At 62.8% G+C, this 21,285-nt stretch carries 13 protein-coding genes; 6 read left to right on the plus strand and 7 right to left on the minus strand.

Annotated elements, in window-relative coordinates:
* Positions 1-102 precede the first annotated feature (102 nt).
* From HGK27_RS24270 to HGK27_RS24285, 4 genes are all read left to right on the plus strand, one after another.
* Complete coding sequence (locus HGK27_RS24270; protein ID WP_206243408.1) at positions 103-1,260, plus strand: MFS transporter; 1,158 nt, start codon at positions 103-105, stop codon at positions 1,258-1,260.
* A 60-nt stretch (positions 1,261-1,320) separates the two neighbouring features.
* Entirely contained in the window at positions 1,321-2,349 is a 1,029-nt protein-coding gene (locus HGK27_RS24275; RefSeq protein ID WP_206243409.1) for a LacI family DNA-binding transcriptional regulator, read from the plus strand.
* 195 nt (positions 2,350-2,544) lie between these two features.
* Positions 2,545-4,230: a phospholipase C gene (locus HGK27_RS24280; protein WP_206243410.1), complete on the plus strand. Its 1,686-nt coding sequence runs from the start codon at positions 2,545-2,547 to the stop codon at positions 4,228-4,230.
* On the plus strand, positions 4,227-5,543 hold the full coding sequence (locus HGK27_RS24285) for a cytochrome-c peroxidase (RefSeq protein WP_206243411.1): 1,317 nt from the start codon (positions 4,227-4,229) through the stop codon (positions 5,541-5,543). Before HGK27_RS24280 ends, HGK27_RS24285 begins: the two co-directional genes overlap by 4 nt.
* Positions 5,544-6,049: 506 nt before the next feature.
* On the opposite strand, the gene HGK27_RS24290 is transcribed toward HGK27_RS24285, so the two are convergent.
* From HGK27_RS24290 to HGK27_RS24305, 4 genes are all read right to left on the minus strand, one after another.
* On the minus strand, positions 6,050-8,512 hold the full coding sequence (locus HGK27_RS24290; protein ID WP_206243412.1) for a TonB-dependent receptor: 2,463 nt from the start codon (positions 8,510-8,512) through the stop codon (positions 6,050-6,052).
* Between the two features lie 146 nt (positions 8,513-8,658).
* The gene (locus HGK27_RS24295; RefSeq protein WP_206243413.1) at positions 8,659-9,636 is read right to left on the minus strand and encodes a FecR family protein; all 978 of its coding nucleotides are present in this window, start codon (positions 9,634-9,636) and stop codon (positions 8,659-8,661) included.
* Between the two features lie 125 nt (positions 9,637-9,761).
* Complete coding sequence (locus tag HGK27_RS24300; protein ID WP_206243414.1) at positions 9,762-10,283, minus strand: RNA polymerase sigma factor; 522 nt, start codon at positions 10,281-10,283, stop codon at positions 9,762-9,764.
* 24 nt (positions 10,284-10,307) lie between these two features.
* Positions 10,308-12,404 carry a TonB-dependent receptor gene (locus HGK27_RS24305; protein WP_206243415.1) on the minus strand — a complete coding sequence of 699 codons (2,097 nt, stop codon included), beginning with the start codon at positions 12,402-12,404 and terminating at the stop codon, positions 10,308-10,310.
* A gap of 565 nt (positions 12,405-12,969) precedes the next feature.
* Between HGK27_RS24305 and HGK27_RS24310 the strand changes: the two genes are divergently transcribed.
* The gene (locus HGK27_RS24310; RefSeq protein WP_206243416.1) at positions 12,970-13,650 is read left to right on the plus strand and encodes a response regulator transcription factor; all 681 of its coding nucleotides are present in this window, start codon (positions 12,970-12,972) and stop codon (positions 13,648-13,650) included.
* Positions 13,651-13,709: 59 nt separating this feature from the next.
* On the opposite strand, the gene HGK27_RS24315 is transcribed toward HGK27_RS24310, so the two are convergent.
* The 3 genes from HGK27_RS24315 to HGK27_RS24325 all read right to left on the minus strand — a co-directional run bounded on the left by HGK27_RS24315 (position 13,710) and on the right by HGK27_RS24325 (position 20,365).
* Positions 13,710-16,304: a TonB-dependent receptor gene (locus HGK27_RS24315; RefSeq protein WP_206243417.1), complete on the minus strand. Its 2,595-nt coding sequence runs from the start codon at positions 16,302-16,304 to the stop codon at positions 13,710-13,712.
* Between the two features lie 398 nt (positions 16,305-16,702).
* Complete coding sequence (locus tag HGK27_RS24320) at positions 16,703-17,701, minus strand: YncE family protein (protein WP_206243418.1); 999 nt, start codon at positions 17,699-17,701, stop codon at positions 16,703-16,705.
* A gap of 15 nt (positions 17,702-17,716) precedes the next feature.
* The gene (locus tag HGK27_RS24325) at positions 17,717-20,365 is read right to left on the minus strand and encodes a TonB-dependent receptor (RefSeq protein WP_206243419.1); all 2,649 of its coding nucleotides are present in this window, start codon (positions 20,363-20,365) and stop codon (positions 17,717-17,719) included.
* 237 nt (positions 20,366-20,602) lie between these two features.
* Between HGK27_RS24325 and HGK27_RS24330 the strand changes: the two genes are divergently transcribed.
* Positions 20,603-21,271 carry a response regulator transcription factor gene (locus tag HGK27_RS24330; RefSeq protein WP_206243420.1) on the plus strand — a complete coding sequence of 223 codons (669 nt, stop codon included), beginning with the start codon at positions 20,603-20,605 and terminating at the stop codon, positions 21,269-21,271.
* The last annotated feature ends 14 nt before the right edge of the window (positions 21,272-21,285 follow it).

Genomic DNA, 21,285 nt, shown 5'->3' on the forward strand with positions numbered 1-21,285 from the left:
GGAGCGAGTCGTGACGGCAGTGTTACAGGCTGAACGGGGGCTGTAATTTTCCGGAACTAACTAGCGCCTGTGCCCGCCATCGCTCGCCCCGCCCTGTTTTCCATGTCCCGGGTTCCCCCGAGGCTGCACCAGATCAATCTGGCGACAGCCCTGCTGCGCAGCGGCTTTATGCCCTTTCTGTCGATGTTTCTCTATGAGCGCGGGCTTGGGCCCGCCTCGATCGGCATGGTGATGGGTTTCGGCAGCGTGGTGCAACTTCTGGCCACGATCCCGGGCGGCCTGCTGATCGACCATACGCGCGGGAAGCCCGTCTGGCTGCCGATTGTCGCGGCGCTGATCGTGGCGGCCTCAGTCTGCCTGATCCAGGCGCATGGCGTGACGGCGCTGCTCTGCGCGGTGGCCATGATGTCGCTGGCCGAGGCGGTGGTGGTGCCGGCCATACTGGTGCTCAACTTGGAAGGTATGGCGCCTCAGGGCTTGACCGAAAGGGTCGCGCAATCCCAGGCGCTCGGCCATATAGGACGGGCGGCGGGGCTGATGCTTTCTGGCGTGATCGGGAGTCACTTCGGCTTTTCCGCCCTGATCGGCTTTGAGGCGATCTACCTCCTGATGCTCCTGGGATTGGTGTGGCGCACCCCGCTGGCGGCGCCGCCAGCCAACCCGGTTTCGCCGTCGCCTGTGAATCCGGGCGCCAACCTGCTTCTCCTTGGTGTGGCGCTGGGCCTGTTCCAGATCGGCAATGCGGTGCTCCATGTGCTGCTGAGTCTGGAACTGGTGGAAAAGCGCCAGCTGAGCGGACCAATGCTGGCCTCGCATGTCGCGATGATCGCCCAGATCGCCATGGTCGTCTGCTCGCTGCTGGCGGCGCGGGCCCTGCGCCGATGGGGAGCCTGGACAGTTCTAGCCGCCAGCTTCGCCATTCTTCCCATCCGATGCGTTTGTGCGCTTTTTCTGCCGGCGCCCTGGGCCATTGTGCCGGTCGAAGTGCTTCATGGCGCCAGCGAGGCGCTGCAGATGGTGACGATTGCCGGCATCATCGGCAACCTCTACGCCGCCTCCGGCCGTGCCGGGTCGCGCTTCAGCTGGGTCATGCTGCTTCAAGGCATTGGCACGGCGGCCAGCCCGCTGGTGGGCGGGTATATCGCCCAGCATTGGGACTGGCCGACTGCCTTCGAACTACTGGGCATTTTCGGGCTTTCCTCGCTGGCGTTTTGGGTTGTCAGCCGCCCCTTTCTACAAAAATTGACGTCGGCCGACTGATTTTTCTAGCATTACGAAGAATCAATGTTATTTGCACAGCTGTGCATACCGAGGTTCCCCATGAGTAAGAAGCGCTATGTCAGCGCCCGTGAAGTCGCCGAGCATGCCGGTGTCTCCCGTTCGGCCGTGTCGCGCGCCCTGACCGACGGGGCGAGCATTTCGCCCGATCTGAAGGCGCGTGTTTTGGCGTCCGCGCATGAACTTGGCTATGAAATCAACATGCTGGCGAGAGGCTTGCTTGATGATCGCAGCATGATCGTGTCGCTGGTCTCGGCCTCTTTGGGCAGCCCTTTCATGGGTATGATGCTTCCGGCCATCACCGATCGGCTGATCGCCAAGGGCTATGCGCCGTTGCTGATCAACATCGGCACGACCCCGGCCATTGCCGAGGAATCGCTGCGCCAGGTGGTTCGCCTGCGTTCGAGCGCCGTCGTCATTCTTTCCGGCTCTCCGCCGGCCAGCTTTGTCGAGGCAACCCAGCGGACGGGTATTCCGATCATCGCCTTCAATCGCGATGAACACGGGATGGATCTGATCTGCGCTGACAATCACGAGGCCGGGCGCATCGCCTATGGCCGGCTGGCGCAGGTCAGCCGCAGCATTTGCGCCGTCTCACCCGCGCGCGAGACCTTCAGCATGCGCGCGCGCATCTCCGGTTTTCTTGCCGAGGCCGAGGTGATGGGCCATGCCCCGCCCCGCATCGTCAAGGCCATGCCGCCGCTGCGTAGCAGTGGCTATGCCGACTATGAAGGTGGCTATGCGCTGGGTGCCGAGCTGGTGGGGGCCGATGGTATCGCTGACGGGTTGTTCTGCCTCAACGATCATATCGCTTTTGGCGTGATTGATGCGGCCCGGCGTTCGAGGCGCATGGTGGCCGGGCGGGATTTTTCGGTGATCGGTTTCGATGACGTGCCGATGGCGGCGTGGGACGCCTATCGCCTGACGACCTTTCGCCAGAATCCCGACACCTATGCCGATGAAGTTCTCGACCTGCTTGCGCGCAGGCTGGGAGAGCAGGGGCAGGATGCCATGGTGCGGCGTATTCCTGCGCAGATCGTTGAAAGAGAGTCGATGAAGGTCGATGAATAGGTTGCCATAAAACAATATTTCTGAATTCAGTATGTCATAAACCCGATGTATCGGAATGCTGGAAGTAAGATATTCTTTCTATGAAATGAATATCCTTATTTATCAATCAATGTTCTTCAACATCATCATGGCTTTTGCGCTCTTGCCTTAGCGGGGCTTTCCCGAAGGCGCACCAGCCTGTCTCCCGAGGATATCATGCTGAACAAGACTCGCCTGGCCGCGGCCACTTGCCTGACCTTGCTGTTTGCTCCCTGCCTTGGCGATCTGGCTCAAGCCGCTCCGGCGCCGTATAGGGGCGTCTCCGTGCAGAACGCCTTGCCGACCGCCACGCCGATCAAGCATCTGGTCGTCATCTTTGGTGAGAACCAGTCGTTCGACCATTATTTCGGCACCTATCCCAAGGCCGCCAATCCCGCCGGAGAACCGGCCTTCATCGCGCAAGCCGTCACGCCGCAGGTCAATGGCTATCTGCGCAATCCCGCTCTGCTCACCGCCAATCCCAACACCACCAATGCCGACAACTTGGCGAGCGGCATCGCGGCATCGCTGATGAACCCCTTCCGCATCGACCGCGCCCAGTTCGACACGGCCGGGCAGAACCATTCCTATACGCCTGAGCAGCGCGCCTCAAACGGCGGGCGCATGGATGCCTTTGTCGCCAACACCGGCCATGGTTCCAAGGCGGGCGCGGGATCGTTCGGCACAGCCGCTCAGGTGATGGGCTATTTCGACGGCAACACCGTCACTGCGCTGTGGAACTATGCCCAGCATTTCGCGATGAGCGACAATGCCTTTACCGACAGTTTCGGGCCCTCGACCCCGGGCGCGTTGAATGTCGTGGCGGGCACCACCAATGGCGCCTCCAATGCTTCGGGCAATGGTTCGATCCCCGACGGGCAGGGGGGCTTCACCATGATCGCCGACCCTGATCCCAAGGGCGATGTCTGCACCAAGGGGCAAGACCCTGTGCTGATGGCGGGTCGCAACATTGGCGATCTGCTGAACGTCGCCGGGATCACCTGGGGCGGCTTTATGGGCGGCTTCGACACCAGCCTGACCAACCCCAATGGGACGACGGGTTGTGTGCGCAGCACTGTCTCGCCCAACACCAACCGCACGGTGCGCGACTATACGCCGCATCACGCCTGGTTCCAGTATTACGCCTCGACGCAGAACCCCCAGCACACACGCCCCAGCGCGCCGGAGATGATCGGGCGCACCGAACCGGTGCTGGATGCGCAAGGGTCGGCCACGCCGGTGCACCACCAGTATGACTATAAGGATTTCGTCGCGGCGGTGGCGGCGGGCAATTTCCCCTCGGTCAGCTACATCAAGGCGCCCGCCTTTCAGGACGGCCATCCGGGCAATTCGAACCCGCTGGACGAGCAGGCCTTCTATGCCAGCACGATCAATTTCCTCCAGCAGCAGCCCGACTGGAAAAACACCGCCATCCTCGTGCTTTATGACGATTCCGATGGCTGGTACGATCATCAGGCGCCCACCGTCACCACCTCATCCGCCGATGCGACCTTCGACCAGTTGAACGGGCCCGGCCATTGCGAAGGCCCCGGCGCCAGGCCGGGCGTCGGCTTGAACGGCAAGCCTGTGAACGGGCGCTGCGGACCGGGGTCGCGCACGCCATTTCTGGTGATCTCGCCCTATGCCAAGGCCAATTTCGTCGACAGCACGCCGATCACGCAAGCCTCGGTCGTCCGCTTTATCGAGGACAACTGGCTGAGCGGTCAGCGGATCGGCGGAGGATCGGCCGATGCCACGGCGGGCAACATCATGACCATGTTCGACTTCAAGGCGCCGCCGCGTTTGAAGCCAGTGTTTCTCGACCCGCAGCAGGGAACGGTGGTGGCCCGCGCCCCGGCATGAAGGGGTTAGGCCTGCTGGCGGGTTTGCTGCTGCTGGGCACCTGCCTGTCAGGCACCCGGGCTGAAGACGACGGGGTGGGCCTCAACCCCCATCCCGTCGTCCTGCGGCGCCCAGCGGCACAAGGACTGAGCGCGCTGGCGCTGATTGGTCGGCGCATCTTTCATGATCCGCGCCTGTCGGCCTCTGGGCGCCAGTCCTGCGCCTCTTGCCACAGCCCGGCCCATGCCTTTGGCCCGCCCGATGGCAGGCTGATGCCGCGCGGCGGCATCAGGATGAGCGTGGAGGGCACACGCGCCGTCCCCTCTCTGGCCTATCTCTACCGGCAGGAGGCCTTTGCCATCGGCCCGGCGGGCAGTGATGATGTGCCCGTCGCGCTCGATGTGCTGGCGCAGCAGGCGCAGGGGCAGGCACGGTCGACCAAATCTGCAGGTGTGGCGCCCGCCGCGAATGCGCTGGTGCCCAGCGGCGGCCTGTTCTGGGATGGGCGGGCGGATTCCTTGATGGACCAGGCCATGGGCCCCATGATGAACCCGGCGGAAATGGCCAATGCCAACGTCGCCGATGCCGCCGCCCGGCTGGTGCGGGCGGGCTATCCTGCTATGCTGCGCTCGCTGTTTGGCGATGGGCTGGCCACCAATCCCGAACTGCTGTTCGCCGAGGCCATGTCGGCGGTGTCGCGCTATCAGATTGAGGACCGCGCCTTTCACCGTTTTGACAGCCGCTACGACCATTGGCTGGAAGGCAAGGCGCGGCTGACGGCGGCGCAGATGCGCGGGCTGCGCCTGTTCAACGACCCGGCCAAGGGCAATTGCGCCGCCTGCCACATCAGCGCGCCGGGGCAAGATGGCGCGCCGCCCCTGTTCACTGACACGGAATATGAGGCGCTGGCCGTGCCGCGCAACCGCCATCTGGGCGCCAACCGCAATCCGCATCATATGGATCTTGGCCTGTGCGGCCCGGTGCGTGCCGATCTGGCCGGGCAGACGCAATATTGCGGCATGTTTCTCACCCCCACCTTGCGCAATGCGGCGCGGCGCGGGGTCTATTTTCACAATGGCGTCTATCACACGCTGCGCAAGGTGCTCGATTTCTACAATCTGCGCGATACCGATCCGGCCCGCATCTATCCGCGCGATGGCAAGGGGCGATTGATGGTGCATGATGATCTGCCCATGCGGTACCGTGCCAACATCGACATGACTGACGCCCCTTTTGGCCGAAAGCAGGGGCAGGCCCACCCGCTCAGTGAGCGCGACATCGAGGACATCATTGCTTTTATTGGCACGCTGGAGGATGGAGATGTTCCGGCATGAGTGGCTGGTGCCCGACATTGCTGCCCATCAAGGCTTGTGCCGGCGCAAAGATGAACAGTCCCTTGTTCTGCCTGAAGTATGCACAAACAAGATTATGCACACGGTGATCGTCCTTGAAAGACCGCTTACGATCAAAACCGTCGTTCGGACAGGCTTGCCTGAAAGGCGGTAATGTCCCAAGGTCAGTCGATCAGAAACCTCCATGACGAGGTGAACAACCGGCAGCTTTTGGCGAGGTAAATCCGTGCCGCGAACGATGACTTTGTCAGCAAAAAAGTCCAAAGGAGGCATTGGTAGGAGAACAAACTTAACGGTTTATCGTAGGGATGTTCAAGATCATCTCCGGATATTCTAATACCACTGTTTTATTTGGTGATGTTCTTGACAAGCAAAACGCGCAAAGTTGCAACGGAAACCAGAGGGCTGCTGAATTTCCAGCATCGCTATGATCGGCCGGCCTGTCGCCATGGGCATCAGCCGGCCGATTCAGCATACTTTGTTCTGGATCAGAAATCGACAGAGGCCGAGAGCCAGAAGGTACGCGGCATGCCGCTGATCAGATAGCCGCTGGGATTGGCCCACCAATAGCTCCGGTTGAACAGATTGGTCACATTTGCCCGCAAGGTCACCGGGCGATGCGCCACATCGACCTTATAGCGCCCGCCCAGATCGAAGCGCGTCCAGTCGGGAACGCGCTGGAGATTGTCGGCGCTGACATAGGTTCTGCCGGTGTGGATCACCCGCCCGGTCAGGGTGAAGCCGGGGATGAAGGGTGTGTCCCACTCGGCCCCCAGATTGGCCTGTACCGAAGGAACCCCAATGGCGTTTTTGCCGTCGGTGAGGCCGCCTTGCGTGCGGCGCTGTTTGGCGTCCAGCAGGGTCACCCCGCCGACGATCCGCACCTGCCGCCCCAGCTCGCCAAAGCCGGAGAGTTCCAGTCCCCGGTTGCGCTGCTGCCCGTTGAGGCTGTAAATCTTGGTGACGGCATCCACGATCCCGCTCGGCTGATCGATCTGGAACAGGCCCAGCGTGGCGCCGAAGCGGCCCAGATCGAGCTTCGTGCCCAACTCGACCTGCTTGGAGCGATAGGGCGCGAAGACCTGATTCGGATTGGCGCTGTCGGCGGGGGGCGACGCGCCGGGCGTCAGCGCCTCGATATAATTGGCGTAAAGCGACAGATGTTGCGCCGGCCTGACCACCAGCGCTGCCGAAGGGGTGGTCGCGCCCCGGTCGTAACGGGCGGTGACGGCGCCGGAACTGCCGTAATTGCTGGTCTCGACTTGCTGGCGGCGCAGGCCGAGCGTCAGCTGCACCAGCCCGTCGGAGACCGAAAGCGTATCGGCCACCGCGATGCCGCTCAGCGTCTGCCCGCTGTCCTTGGTCTGCGGCGACACCGAAGTCGGCGTGCCGGGGCCGGTCAGACGCGTGGGGACGTAAATGTTGGTGGCGTAATTGGCGTAAGTCGTCTGCCCGAACCATGTCGTCTGGCGCAGCACATTGCCGCTGACCACCAGCTGATGGGCGATCGGGCCGGTGGAGAGTTTCGCCCGCACCCCGGCCTCGGCGGAAAGCGCATGCGAAAGCCCCTGCTGATATTTCGAGGTTGAGGTGGCGTCGCCCCGCGCATCGGTGATCGTCGCGCCGGGGGCCTCGCGCTTGTCATAGCCGAAATGATTGCCGCCCAGCGCCGCGAACAGCGTGACATCGGGCGCCAGATCGAATTCGGCACGTCCCATGGCCGTGAGGCTGCGGGAATTGGCATAGTCGAAGGCCTGCGCCAGATTGATCCGTGGATCGGGCGCCGTGGGCAGGGCAATTCCCGAGACCGGCGTATACCCGCGCGAGGCCGCGACAAAATGATCGCCCTGATAGATCACATCGGCGGACAGGCGCAGGCGGTCGCCGCGATAGTCGAAACCGGCAGACAGGGCGGTGTTGCGCCGCGATTGTTCGTCGATGGTGGTGCCGCCGTCGCGATAGGCGGCGTTGATGCGGACACCGAAAGCGCCATCGGCCCCGAAACGGCGGCCCACATCGGCATGCCCCCCGAACCATGACTTCGACATATATTCGGCGGTGAGGCGGGTGAGCGGCGTGTCCTCGGCGCGCTTGGTCACCACATTCACGCTGCCGCCCACGCTGCCCCATGGCGGCATGCCGTTGAGCAGCGCGCCCGGCCCTTTGAGAATGTCGATGCGCTCGACCGGATCGGGGCCGACGCGGTAATCGGGCACCAGGCCGTATAGGCCGTTCAGCGCCATTTCGTCATTTTCCACGCGAAAGCCGCGGATCGTCAGCGCGTCATAGCGGTTGCCGCTGTCGATTGCCGCGCGGACCGAGGCGTCGGTGGTGGTCAGCAATTCGGCGATGCTGGTGGATTGCTCGTCGCGGATCAGCTTTTCGGTGTAGCTGGTGATGCTGAAAGGCGTGTCGAGATAGTCGCGGTTGCCGAGCAGGCCCGCCTTCGCGCCGCGCGCCACCTGATTGCCCGCGTAGGCGGGCGGCAGCGTGCCGATCTCGGCGTGGGACGAGGTTCCGGCGCGGGGGGCGTCCTGCCCTTGCACCTGAACCGCGCCGAGCTGGATCGCGCCGCCGGTGTCGAGTCGCTTTTCGACCACCACAGTGCCCGCCTCGCGATAGCGCCAACTCAGGCCGGTGCCGGTCAGCGCGCGGGACAGCGCCTGCTCCACCGGCATCCGCCCGGAAATAGCAGGGCTGCGGCGGCCCGCCAGCAGGTCCGAGGGGAAGAAGATGTGAATGCCGCCCTGATCCGCGATGCTGGTCAGGGCGGAATCCAGATCCTGCGCGGGGACATTGAAAGAGGCCACGGGCGAGGGGGTTTGCACGGCTTCCGGCGCGCTTTGACCTTTAGCGCTGGGAGAGAGGGCCAGCGCGCTCAGCACAGTGGAAAGCGCAAGAGTGTTGCGCAGCCGCTTCCCGCCCTTCGGCGTGAAAACCCGGTCGTTCATGATGGTGATCCCTCTTCAGTCTTGCGGGCATGTCTCGCATCGCCGTGCCGCACGGCTTTGCAAATGCCTCGCAATACCTTTGACGAAGCCATATTGGCCGACTTGCAGCGCTGGCCTGAAAATTTTCGCGCCGGGGAACTCGCGCCTCAACCGATCAAGGTCAGCCATGGATAATGGCGCACGGGCACTTGCGCCGTTTCCGACACCGCGCGGAGCAGGGCGGCGGGATCGTCCAGATCGAACACACCGGTCACCCGCAAGGCCTTGAGGCTTTCGCTGCGCAGGATCACCTTACCATATTGATAGCGTTCCAGCTCGGCGGCGACCTCGCTCAGCGGGCGGTGGTTGAAGATCAGCTTGCCCCGTGCCCAGGCCGTCGCGGCGCCACTGTCCACCTGCCGGACCGCGCTGATGATGTTCTGCCCATAGGAGACCTGCTGACCTGCGCCGACATGCACCGTCTGCGATCCGCTGCGCACGGCGACCAGCCCATCGCTCACGGTCACGTCCTGAGTTTCGCCGTGCCGCCGCACGGCATAGACCGTGCCCAGCGCCTGCGCTTCGCCCGCGCCAGCATGCACGACAAAGGGGCGCGCAGGGTCGCGTCTGACCTGAAACAGCGCCTCGCCGGCATGGAGGATGATGTTGCGCGAGGCCTGCCTATAGTCCACCGACAGTGCCGAGGCTGTGTTAAGCCAGATCACCGAACCATCCGCCAGGTCGACACGCTTGCGCCCGCCGATGGCCGTCGCATAGTCCGACCACAGGGCCGACCCGGGCCCCAGTATGCCGCTGGCTACCACACCGGCCACGGTGGCCGCCACGACCCCACCGGCCAGCATCCCGCGACGGTCAAGCATGCGGTGGGGGCGATAACGCATCGCCGCGCCGATCTCCCGGTGATCCGCGGCGGCCTGCGTTCCTGCGATGTCGTGCAGGATGGAGGCGGCTTCTGAGGCGGCATGGGCGTGAGCGGGCGAACGGTTGCGCCATGCCTCGAAGGCGGCGCGTTCCGCTGCGTCGGGCTCGCCAGAGGTCAGGCGCGCGACCCAGTCGATAGCCTCATCGCTCAAGCTTCGATTGCGTGGGGCGAGCGGATCGACCTTGGGGGGCTCCTCGCTCATGGCGCGGGCCGCCGGGGCAGGATTGGCTGGGCACCAGAACTCAAGAGGATGCTCCGAATCGAGATGAGAGGCCCTTCATAACAATGACGCATGCTGCAGAGCGGGTTTGCAGTGAAGGCCCGATTTTATTTTCCATCCAGGGCCCAGAGGTGGTCGCGGCAATGCCGCAAGGCTTGAGCAAGATATTTGGCGACCATGCTTTCTGACACGCCCAGCCGCGCGGCGATCTGCGCATGGGAGAGGCCATCCACTCGGAACAGCATCAACGCCAGCCGGGGCTTGGGCGGCAAGGCCTCCAGCGCGATCTCCAGCTGGCGGAGCCGGTCATGCGCGATGGCGCTGCGTTCGGGGGAGGGCGCGGGATCGGCGATGGTGTCGTCCGGTTCGCCGCCGCTGAGCCAGTCGGCTTCGCGAATGCGGCGCCTTTGATGGTCGATGGCAAGATTGCCCGCCACGCGGTAGATATAGGCGCGCTGATGGGTGATGCTGCGATCCTCTTCCCGGATCGCAGCCAGCTTGCACCAGGTGTCCTGAGCGATATCCTCGGCACGCTGAACATCGCCCGTGCGGCGGATCAGGAAGCGCAGCACATCCTGATAATGCTGCTGAAAGGTTGCCAGAAGGCCGGTTTTAGGGCTGCGCTTCATGCTCATTCCGTTTCGATGGAAGGGCTACAGCTTCGCGTCGAGTGTGACGCGCCAGCTTCTGGGCGCTCCGGGCGTGGTCCAGACATTGGCGTAGCTGCTGGCGGCGTAATGCTTGTCGAAGAGGTTATCGAGATCGACCCGCAGATCGAGATGACGGTTCACCCGCATCGTTGCATTGGCGCGCGCGATCACATAGCCGGGTAGCATATAGCCCGAGGCATAGGGATCGCCGTTGCGCTGCCCCACATAGGTCACCCCGCTGCCCAACGTGATGCGCCCCACATCCTGCGCGGCATAGATCGACCCCATATGGTTGGGCACATTGGACAGCCGCGTGCCGATCAGCGCAGTGTTCTTGTCATTTTCAACCTTTGCGTCGAGATAGGTGTAGGTTGCGGTGACGAACAGGCCCGAGCGCAGGTTGAGCGTGGCCTCGGTCTCCACCCCGCGCGAACGCTGGCGCCCGATCTGCGTCTTCACGAAAGGATCGGAGGCATTGGGGTTGAGCACATTGCGCTTGGTCATGTCGAAGAGCGAGGTCTGGCCGGTCAGTGCCTTGCCAAACAGGCTGTATTTCAGGCCGATCTCTTTGGACTCGCTCTTTTCCGGATCGAAGGTGCTGATGCCATCGGACGGGTTTAGGCGGATCGAGCGGCCCCAGCTGGTGTAAAGCGCCAGCCCGGGCGTCGCATTCCATGTAAGTGCGGCGCGGGGCGTGAAACCCCTGTTGCGCGTGTCGAGATGCAGATCGCCGCTCAGATGGTTGATGAGGTTTTCGCGGAAGCTGTTCCAGCGCCCGCCCAGCAGCAGGGTGAAATCGCCGCGCGTCAGCAGATCCTGCGCATAGACGCTCTCGCTGGCGAAGCCATCGCGGAAGTTCTGAAGTGTGGGCATCGCACTGGTGGTCTTGCCATACACCGGATCGAGCGCATCGATGGTCAGGATCGGCGCGGCGGCGGTGCCGCGTGCCTGAAGCATCAGCTGGCTTTGCCCATGGCGGACCCGGTCGGCGCCGACACGCACATCGTTGGCCACGCCCAGCAGGGTGAACTTGGCGGTCAGTTCGGCGCGGGCGGTCAGATTGTTCCAGTGGAAATCGTGGTAGCGCCGGGTGCGCCCGATGGTGCGGCCATCGGGTTGAAGTCCGCGCGCGCCAAAATCGGCCTGCGTGGAAAAGCCCTGAAGGCTGCCCTGCCGCTGCGACAGGCCCAGCTCCAGCGAGACCGCATCGCTGAGGGCGGCAAACATGCTGCCCTGCTGCCAGAAGCTCTTCTGGTCGATGCGGCCGTCGCCGGGCTCGCCCAGAAAGGTGCGCCGGTCCATCGCCAGCGCATTGCCGTTCAGCGCCACCACACCGCGGTCGAGCGGCGTGCGATTGTGCATATATTCAGCCTGATAAAGGAAGCGCAGCTGCTCGCTGGGTTTGAACGCGAGAGAGGGCGCGATCAGCTCGCGGTTCGAATGGACAGTGTTGCGAAAACTGTCCTTCGCCTCGCTGACGCCGATCAGCCTTGCGCTGATGGTGTCGGTCAGCGCCCCGCCGACATCGCCTGTCAGGCGGCGGTTATGCCAGCTGCCATAGCTGAGCGAGGCCTGCGCCTCGGTCTTGCTCGGCGGAGCCTTGGTGACGATGTTGAGCGAACCGCCCGGCTCCCCCCGGCCCGATAGCGCGGCAGCAGCACCCTTCAGGAACTCGAAACGCTCGACGGTGGCGGTGTCGATGGGCGCGTTGTAGCCGAAATTGTTGCTGAAGCGGTTGACCATGATGTCGGGACCGCTGTTCTCGTCACCGGCAAAGCCGCGCACCGAATATTTGTCCCACAGACCGCCGAAATCATTCTGCCGCGCCACGCCGCCCGCCAGATCGAGCGCGTTGTCCAGACGCGTGGCGCCCAGCTTTTCCAGCATCTGGGCATTCATCACGGTCACGCTTTGCGGATAGCGCAGCGGTGAGACGTGGCTACCGGTGATGCTGGCGCTTGCCTCGCGCAGGCCGGTCACCACGATGCCGGTTTCATGATCGCCTGGGGCCTCAGACGTGGTTTCCCCGGCCCACGCGGATTGGCTCAACAGGCCCATCGGCGTCAGGGCCATGCCCAGACACCAGAACAGACGCTTCATTCTTTACTCCTTGCCCCCGCCCGGATCCGGGCTCTCGGCGAGGTCTAATAATGCGTCGCAATAGCCTGACAAGCCGGGAGATGGCTTTTATACATTACGATTTCCCAATGTTTCGCGCGAAGCCCAAGCCTATCACGACATAGGGGAGACGAACGTTTAAAGCATGTTGGTGGCCAAGGCATGGAACTCTTCCGTCGGGTAGCGCAGTCTCGTTGCTGACCGTAGTGAAGGCCCTTGACGCCCAATCAGGCAAAGGGTGCTACCGAGACTGATCGCCAGAAGTGACGATAACACTCAAGGATTTAACCTGATAGATGAATGTTCTGACCAAATCGTCACCGAGGTCGAGTTTTCTCGACCAAGAATTTGGATTTGTCAGGATAGAGGCACGATCTTCGGCGATCGTCCAGGCGACATAAAAAAGAGGAAGCTGGATGATTTCGATCGCAGAAGGTTAACTTTTCCCAACTTGGCTCGCGGCGATTGGCTGGCGTAATGATCCTGATGCCATTCTCATCAAGCGCATCAGGAATGGCCCGTCTTGGGCGCGAGAGGGCCTATTGTAATGAAAATCCTCTTCCTCGAAGATGATGACGTTCTTCTGAAAGACCTTGTTCAGGCTTTGGAAGAGGCCAAACATTCCGTCACCACCTGCAAGTCCGGGCAGGCTGCCATCTATTTGGCAGGATCGCGTGACTATCACGTGCTGATTTTTGACCGAATGGTGGATGGCATCGATGGGCTGAACGCGCTCAGAATTTTGCGCAGCAAGGGCGTGCGAACACCTGCCCTGTTCCTCACGGCGATGACCGGCGTCGACGATCGTGTTGATGGACTAGAGGCCGGGGCGGATGATTATCTCGCCAAGCCTTTCGCCGTGCGCGAATTGCTGGCTCGCGTGATGGCTTTGGGGCGCCGCGGGCAATATGGCGAGGCGTCGGCCAGTCTGGTCGTCGGCGATATCGAGATCGACCGTCTGAAAAGATCGGTCACACGCGCTGGCATTCCGGTTCTTCTGCAGGTGCAAGAATTCAAGCTGCTGGAATATCTCATGCTGCATGCCGGGCAGGTGGTCACACGCAGCATGCTGCTTGAAGGGGTGTGGTCCTATCATTTCGATGTGCGGACCAACATTGTGGAGAGCCATATGAGCCGCCTGCGCGCCAAGCTTTGCGCAAATGGCAGCCCCGACCCCATCCAGACCCTACGCCGGATCGGCTATCGTTTCGAAACCGGCCAGCCCTGATGAAGGGCTGAAAAAAGGGGCCGGTCCGCCATGAAGCGGACCGGCAGGATGGATCGCTCTCAGAACTTGATGTTGAAACCGGCCAGCAGCGAAGAGCCGAACATTTCGCGCTGGATCACGCGGCTGGATGCGCCTTCGGTCAGGGTATGGGCGGTGTTGAGCAGATTGCGCCCCGCCGCATAGATCGACACCTTGTCGGTGAAGGCGTAGCTGACGCTGACATCGGCGGAGAGACGCGCTTCGGTATACTGGTCCAGCGCCCGGCTGGTGCTGACATAAAGCAGGCTACGCCCGACATAGGTCACCGCGCCGCGCATATTGAATTTTCCATCGTCCCAATAGAGCGCGGCATTGTAATTGTTCTTTGAGGTGGAGGGCAGCATGGCATCCTCACCTGCGCGGATCTGCGCCTTGGAGTCGACATAGGTGTAGTTTGCCGACACACCGAAATGGCCCAGCGGCCCGGGCAGGAAGCTCAGGTGCTGATCGTAGTTCAGCTCGAAACCGCGCGCATGGGCGTGCGAGATGTTGCTGTAGGTCACCACCTGCGTGGGCGTGCTTTGCGGCCCCAGTGCGTTCAGCACCACCGGATCGGTGATGCCGCCATAGACGGTGCGCCCGAAGATGTAGTTCGACAGCTCCTTGTCGAACAGGCCCAGCGAGATGATGCCGCCCTGAGGCAGATATTGCTCCACCGAGAGGTCGAAATTCTGCGAGGTGATGGGCTTCAGATTGGGGTTGCCCGAGGTGACGATGTTGTTCGCCGTATCGATGGTGGCCGCCGGATCGACCTGGTTGAAGCCGGGCCGGGCGATGGTGCTGGAATAGGAGGCGCGCAGCACCAGATCCTTCTTCACCTCGAAACGCGCCTGAACCGAGGGGAACAGATTGGTATAGCTGGCCTTCGACGTCACCGGGATCAGTGTCGAGCCATTGTAGGTGGCCGTCTGCCCGCCGCGATCGGTGGTGGCGCTTGTCGAGTTGGTGGGCACGGTGGTGTTGCCGCTGTAGACGGCATCGGTATGCTCCACGCGCAGGCCTGCGATCAGGCCAAGGCGGCCCAGCTTCACCTGCCCCTGCACATAACCGGCATAGACATCCTCGCGGTTGTCCTGCTGCACAGCCAGACCGCCGAAGCTGTTGGCCGCCGCATTGGTGGCAAAACCGGTGCCCGTGCCATTGGCCCACAGGGCGCGCACGGCGGGGATGCTGATGTTGGGTCCATCGGGATAATGGTTCTGATAGTAATAGGTCTGCCCCGGCTCGACATAGGAGGACAGCGCCGCGCCCGGCACGGCGGTGGAGGTGTAGGGGTTGTAGACATGGGTGTTGGTGCGGCGGCGGAAAGCGACGCCCGCCTTCAGCTCTTCATGCTTGTCGCCGCCAAGGAAATGCGTGGGAAGCGTGGCGTCGAGGCCGCCTGCCCATTCACGCGTGCGGTAAAGCTGGGTGTTGTTGGTCACGCCCGAGAGGGCATAACCGCTGGTGTCCGCCGGATTGGCGCCAGAGGTTGACCAGGTGGGATAGTTGTAATTGCACTGATTGTAGGTGAAGCTGGCGCCCGTGGGTTTGGAGGTGAAGGTGGTGATCGTGTCATAGGGGCGATAGTCGCGGCCCTGCGCGTAAGACCCGTGATAATCCAGCCGCAGATCGCCGATCCTGTTGTGTCCGCCCGCCGTGAAGACATCGAGGCTGACCTGCTCCAGCATGTCGCGCACGCTTTTGTCGAACTGCTTGACCGAAGAGGTGATGCTGCCATCGGCGCTTTGCGTGGCGGTGCCGGTGGTCTTGATCACCAGACGGTCGCGGTCGACCTGCTCGTCATAGCCGGTGCGCAGATAGCGGACGAAAAGATGGGTGTCGGGGTTGGGATCATAGGCCGCCTCGACCGCGCCGCCCTTGGTGGTGCGATGGAAGCGGTAATAGCCCTGCGTGTAGCTCGACCAGGCCAGATTGGGCTGGCTGGCGGAATCGGCGAAGCTGGCGCGGCGGTCGTCATTGCCCAGCGCGTCCTTGTAATAGGTCAGGCTGGCGACCACCGAGAAGGGCTTGTCGTCGCCAGAGCCGCCGAAGCGGAAACCGCCGCTGGCCGACAGGTCGACGATGCCGGTGCCGCGCGAGAATTGTACGCCCGAACCCAGATGCAGATCGAAGAAATGGTTGCGTCCCGCGGGGATCGCCATGGGAGTGATCTCGATGGTGCCGCCCAGCGCCTCGGCGTCCTGATCGGGACGGTTGGTCTTGGTGATCGTCATCGCGCCGATCATGCCGGTGGGAAAGGCGTCGAAGGCGAAAGCGCGCCCGCCGTTCTGCGGCGTCACCGGATTGGTCGGGGGCAAGTGAATGCCGCCATAGGTGGTGGTGGTGAGGTCCGCGTCAAGCCCGCGAATGTTGACCCAGCGGCCTTGCCCCGTATCCACCGCCAGCGAGGCGCCGGGCAGACGGGCGATGGCTTCACCCGCGTTGAGATCGGGCAGGCGGCGCGCCTCACCCTGCGTGATCGACTGGATCAGATTGGGGGCGTCCTGCTGCACCTCACGCGAGGGGCTCTCGGCATGTTTGCCCGAGACGATGATCGCCTGCGCGGGATCGGCTTCCGTGGCCGCTTCCGCCGCCGAGGCCATTGCAAGGCCGGGCAGGGCGGGAATGGTCATCGCCAAAGCCAGGGTGAACAAGGATGTATTGCGGTATGGCCAAGTCTTCCAAAGTTTTTGCACAAAGTCCTCCATCTTTTACTGCATTCACATTCAGGAGGGAGGCTTGTTGTCTTGCCCCGCGACCCCGAGGCGGGCGCTTAAAGAGGAAGAATTATGCGAAGATTATAGGAATCGGCGGCATACTTGGTAATGTTGTTAAATGTTTTCAACAATGATTTGTAACATATTTGACTTGGAGTACGCCTATTCACCCCAGCCTTTCGCGAAAGGGGCAAATGATGAAGCCCGAACGCAACAAGCCCCATGCGAACATAGGGCTTGCTTGTATCTCAGTCTTTTAGCGGCAGGCGCTGGCGGGTATGGCCCGGACCGGGGCCATGGACTCGGGCGATGCCTTAGCGCGTTTCGAAAATCTGCAGCGCCGCCACCTGATCGCCCTTCTTCGGGCGCATCACATAGAGGCGGTGCAGCTTGCCGACATAGAGCGAGCTTTTCCCGACCAGCGCCGGATCGGTCTCCAGCAGAGTCGCCGTGCCATCGGCGGCCAGCTGGTAACGGCTCATGCCGGTGTCGCCCGAGAAGTAGAGGATACGCTTCTCGTGATCGAAGGAGGCGCTGTCGGCGGTTTCTGTCGCGGGCAGCGATTGCAATGTGCTGCCGTTGCGCGCGTCGATCACCGTCAGGCGGCCCGGTTCGCGCGATCCGGCATAGAGGCGCTGGCTGGCGGCATCGAAGGCCAGCGGCACGCTCTTCTTCAGCCCTTCCGGCTTCCACACGCTGACCGCGCCGCTGTTCAGTTCAACAACGCCAATCGCATCCTTGTCGCGCATGCTGACGAACAGGCGCTTGCCCGCCTTGTCCATCGTCAGGCCCTTCAGCACCATGGCGGGCAGCTTGAAGGTCTGCACCACCTCCAGCGTGTCGAGCGAGATGGCGCTGATGCGCGAGCCCGTGGCGCTGGCATCGCCATCACGGCTGCTGACATAGAAGATCCGTGCCGCGCTATCGAGGATGCCGGTGTCAGGCTTGGCGCCGACCGGGATGGTCTTGACCGGCGCCAGATCGGTGGTCAGCACCTCGACCGTGCCATCCTTGCCATTGGCGAAGAGCAGATGCCCCCTGGCCTTGTCCAGCGCCACCTTGTGCGGTGAGTTGGCCGGGACGCTCTTGAGCAGGGCGCCTGTGGTCAGGTCGAACATGTCTATGGCGTCGCCGTCCTCGGCGGAGACATACAGGCGGTTGGTGGCGATGTCGGCCACCAGCTGGTCCCAGTCGCCCTCGGGCATGGCGGCGACCGGCGTGGTCGAGAGCAGACGATAGGGCGAGGGCGCCGCCATGGCGGGCGCGCCCTGAACCAGCGCCATACCCAGCGAGAGAAGGAGAAGTTTTTTCATGGATTTGACCTCTTATCAGAACTTGAAGTTGAAGCCGCCAAGGAAGGCCGCGCCCGAAAGCTGGTCCTGCACGATGCGCGCCTGCGACCCCTCGCTCTTGATCTTGGGCGTGTTGAGCAGATTGCGCGCCGCCGCATAGATCGAGATGTTGTTGGTGATCGCGTAATTGGCGCCGATATCCAGCGAGAGGCGCTTTTCCAGATATTGGTCAGTGGCTTTCGTCGTGCCCACCGTCAACAGGCTGGCGCCGTTGAAGGCCAGCGCGCCGCGCAGGCTGAACTGGCCATCGTCCCAATAGGCGGCGATGTTGTAGATATGCTTGGAGGTGCCCGGCAGGCTGCCGCGCTCACCGGCGCGGATTTCGCCTGAGGAGTCGATGTAGGAGTAGTTGGCCGACACGCCCAGATTGGCCAGCGGCCCGGGCAGGAAGGTGAGATGCTGGTCATAGTTCAGCTCGATGCCGCGTGCCCATGCGTGCGCGGCATTGGCATAGGTCGTCACCTGCGTGGCCGTGGCCTGCGAGCCCAGCGTGGCCAGAATGACCGGATCGGTGATGCCGCCGAACTGCGTGCGGCTGAAGATGTAGTTCGACAGCTCCTTGTCGAAGACGCCCACCGAGATGATGCCGCCGCGCGGCAGATAATGTTCGAAGGAGAGGTCGAAGCTGTTGGCGGTGATTGGCTTCAGGTTCGGATTGCCGGTGGAGACCACATTGTTGGCCACATCGATGGTGGCGGCAGGATCGATCTGGTTGAAGCCGGGGCGCGCGATGGTGCTGGAATAGGAGGCGCGCAGCACGGTGTCGGGCGCCAGCGTGTAGCACGCCTGCACCGAGGGGAAGAGGTTGGTGTACTCCTTGGTGGAGGACACCGGCACCAGCGTGGAGCCATTGTAGGTCGTCGTGCCTGCCGAGGCCGCCGAAGAGGTGACCGGCACGCTGGTGTTGCCCTGATAGCGCGCCGATGTGTGCTCGACCCTCAGGCCCGCCAGCAGGTGGAGCTTGCCGAAGCTGGTCTGCCCCTGCACGTAACCGGCATAGACATCCTCGCGGTTGTCCTGCTGCACCAGCCCGCTGGCATAGGCATTGGCGGTGGCGTTGGTGGCAAAGCCCGCGCCCGAACCGTTCTGCCACAGAGTGTTGACATAGCCCATGTCGATGTTGGGGCCGTTGGCGTAGTGGTTCTGATCGTAATAGATGTTCTGACCATTCGCGGCGGCGGCCAGATTGGCGCTGGGCACGGCGGTGGAGGAATAGGAATTGTAGATATGGGTGTTGGTGCGGTGGCGCGCGGCCACGCCGAACTTGATCTGCTCGTCCCTGCTGCCGGTCAGATGCGTGGCCAGCGTGCCGTCAAGCCCGCCCGACCATTCGCGGGTGCGATAGGTCTGGTTGTTGTTGGTAACGCCCGACAGCGTGTAGTTCGACGGATTGTAGGCATCGGTGCCCATGAACGAATAGGTCGGGAAGGCGGCGCCCGCATGGGCATAGGTGATGCTGGCGTTGGATGGCTTGGCGCTGAACGTGGCAACCGTGTCATAGGGGCGGTAGTCCTGCCCCTGCGCGTAGGAGGCGTGATAGGCCAGCGCCAGATCGCCGATCTTGTTGTGGCCGCCCACTTCGGTCAAATGCAGGCTGACGCGCTGCATCATGTCGCGCACTGATTTGTCGAGCTGCTTGACCGATGAGGTGATCGAGCCATCGGCATTGGCGGTGCCATTGTTGCCCATCTTGATGGCGAACTGGTTGCGCACCACCTCTTCCTGATAGCCGGTGTTGAGGTAGCGGACATAGAGGCGGGTGTCGGCATTGGGTTCATAGCCCAGCTCGATCGAGCCGCCGCGTGTCTTGCGGTGGAACTGGTAATAGGCCTGGGTCACGCCCGACCAGGCAAGATTGGGCGAACCGGCCTTGTCGACATAGGAGACGCGGCGGTCATCGGTGCCCAGCGCATCGCGGTAATAGTTGACCGAGCCGACCAGGGTGAAAGGGCGGTTGCCCTTTTCCCCGCCGAAGCGGATGCCCGCACTGGCCGAAAGATCGACCACATTGGTGCTGCGCGAGAATTGCATGCCCGAACCCACCCGGCCTTCGATGAAGAAATCGCGGTCCTTGGGCATGGTCTTGGGGGTGATTTCGATGGTGCCGCCCAGCGCCTCAGCGTCCTGATCGGGGCGGTTGGTCTTGGTGATGGTCATGGCGCCGACCAGGCCGATGGGGAAGGCGTCGAAGGTGAAGGCGCGCCCGCCGCCCTGCGGGGTGACGGGGCTCGGCGGGGGCAGATGGGTGCCGCCATAGGTGGTGCTGGTGAGATCCGCGTCAAGCCCGCGGATGTTGATCCAGTGGCCCACGCCGCTGTCCGCCGAAATGGTGACGCTGGGCATGCGCGAGATGATCTCGCCCGCATTGAGATCGGGCAGGCGGCGCGCTTCGGCCTGAGAGATGGTCTGGATGATGTTGGGCGCGGCTTCCTGACGCTCGCGGCTGCTGGTGGCGGCATGGCCGGTGACGACGATGTCATTGGCGGTCTGCTGGTCGCCCGCAGCGGCCACGGCATTGTCCGTCGCTGCTGCCGCCACGGCTGGCGCCGCGACGCCGCACAGCAAGCCGGCGACGATCAGCATCCGGCCGGCGGATGTAGAAGGTTGATTGCGATAACTGGTCATGAGCCCACCCTTTTTGCAAGGCGGGCGGTGGGTTGCTTGCCTGTTTCGCAGCTTCCCATCGGCCCGCGGTCGATGTTCAGGGGGCTCGATAGGTCTTGATGATTATGCCGGAATTAGGTGTTAATGTTGGTAATAAACAACAATTTTATGTGACGAAATCGCGGTTATTGTCAAAAAATCGACATTTTGTGCAAGCACAGGCCAGAACATCTTCCAGTTTACCGGACATTGAACATCATGCGCCTCTGTCTTGTCGAAGATGATCTTGCAATCGGCACCAGTCTGCAGTCGGGCTTGCGCAATTGTGGCTTCACCGTGGACTGGGTTCAGGATGGCGAGGCGGCCGAGGATACGCTGCGTGTCACCGATTATACCACCGTGCTGCTGGACATCGGCCTGCCGGGAAAATCGGGGCTCGATGTGCTCAATGCGCTGCGCGTCCGGGGCAATGACACGCCGGTGATCATCCTTTCGGCGCGGGACAGGGTGGCCGATCGCATCACGGGCCTCGATTGCGGCGCCGATGACTATCTGCCCAAACCCTTCGATCTCGACGAGCTGACCGCGCGCATCCGGGCGCTGCGCCGCCGCCGCGAGGGACGCACCAGCACGGTGATCCGCCATGGCCGGATCGTGTTCGATCCCGCGCGGCAGGCGGTCAGCTATCGCGGCGCCCTTGTCTCCCTGCGCAGCCGCGAACTGGCCTTTCTGGCCGCGCTGATGGAGGAGCCGGGCAAGGTGCTGTCACGCAGCCAGCTGATCGACCGCGTCTATGGCTGGGACACCGAGATCGAAAGCAATGCGGTGGAATTCCATATCCACGCCCTGCGCCAGAAGCTGTCTTCGGGGGCGATCCGTAACATGCGCGGTGTCGGCTATTTCCTTGCCGATGAGGCCCATGATTGAGGGGCAGGGCGCAA

Origin of the sequence: Novosphingobium terrae (assembly GCF_017163935.1) — a bacterium.
Classification (GTDB): Bacteria; Pseudomonadota; Alphaproteobacteria; order Sphingomonadales; family Sphingomonadaceae; genus Novosphingobium; species Novosphingobium terrae.

Excerpts from the sequence above, each read along its gene's own strand:
- HGK27_RS24270 (WP_206243408.1), top strand. The coding sequence starts at position 103 with ATGTCCCGGGTTCCCCCGAGGCTGCACCAGATCAATCTGGCGACAGCC.
- HGK27_RS24275 (WP_206243409.1), top strand. The coding sequence starts at position 1,321 with ATGAGTAAGAAGCGCTATGTCAGCGCCCGTGAAGTCGCCGAGCATGCC.
- HGK27_RS24280 (WP_206243410.1), top strand. The coding sequence starts at position 2,545 with ATGCTGAACAAGACTCGCCTGGCCGCGGCCACTTGCCTGACCTTGCTG.
- HGK27_RS24285 (WP_206243411.1), top strand. The coding sequence starts at position 4,227 with ATGAAGGGGTTAGGCCTGCTGGCGGGTTTGCTGCTGCTGGGCACCTGC.
- HGK27_RS24290 (WP_206243412.1), bottom strand. The coding sequence starts at position 8,512 with ATGAACGACCGGGTTTTCACGCCGAAGGGCGGGAAGCGGCTGCGCAAC.
- HGK27_RS24295 (WP_206243413.1), bottom strand. The coding sequence starts at position 9,636 with ATGAGCGAGGAGCCCCCCAAGGTCGATCCGCTCGCCCCACGCAATCGA.
- HGK27_RS24300 (WP_206243414.1), bottom strand. The coding sequence starts at position 10,283 with ATGAAGCGCAGCCCTAAAACCGGCCTTCTGGCAACCTTTCAGCAGCAT.
- HGK27_RS24305 (WP_206243415.1), bottom strand. The coding sequence starts at position 12,404 with ATGAAGCGTCTGTTCTGGTGTCTGGGCATGGCCCTGACGCCGATGGGC.
- HGK27_RS24310 (WP_206243416.1), top strand. The coding sequence starts at position 12,970 with ATGAAAATCCTCTTCCTCGAAGATGATGACGTTCTTCTGAAAGACCTT.
- HGK27_RS24315 (WP_206243417.1), bottom strand. The coding sequence starts at position 16,304 with ATGACCATTCCCGCCCTGCCCGGCCTTGCAATGGCCTCGGCGGCGGAA.
- HGK27_RS24320 (WP_206243418.1), bottom strand. The coding sequence starts at position 17,701 with ATGAAAAAACTTCTCCTTCTCTCGCTGGGTATGGCGCTGGTTCAGGGC.
- HGK27_RS24325 (WP_206243419.1), bottom strand. The coding sequence starts at position 20,365 with ATGACCAGTTATCGCAATCAACCTTCTACATCCGCCGGCCGGATGCTG.
- HGK27_RS24330 (WP_206243420.1), top strand. The coding sequence starts at position 20,603 with ATGCGCCTCTGTCTTGTCGAAGATGATCTTGCAATCGGCACCAGTCTG.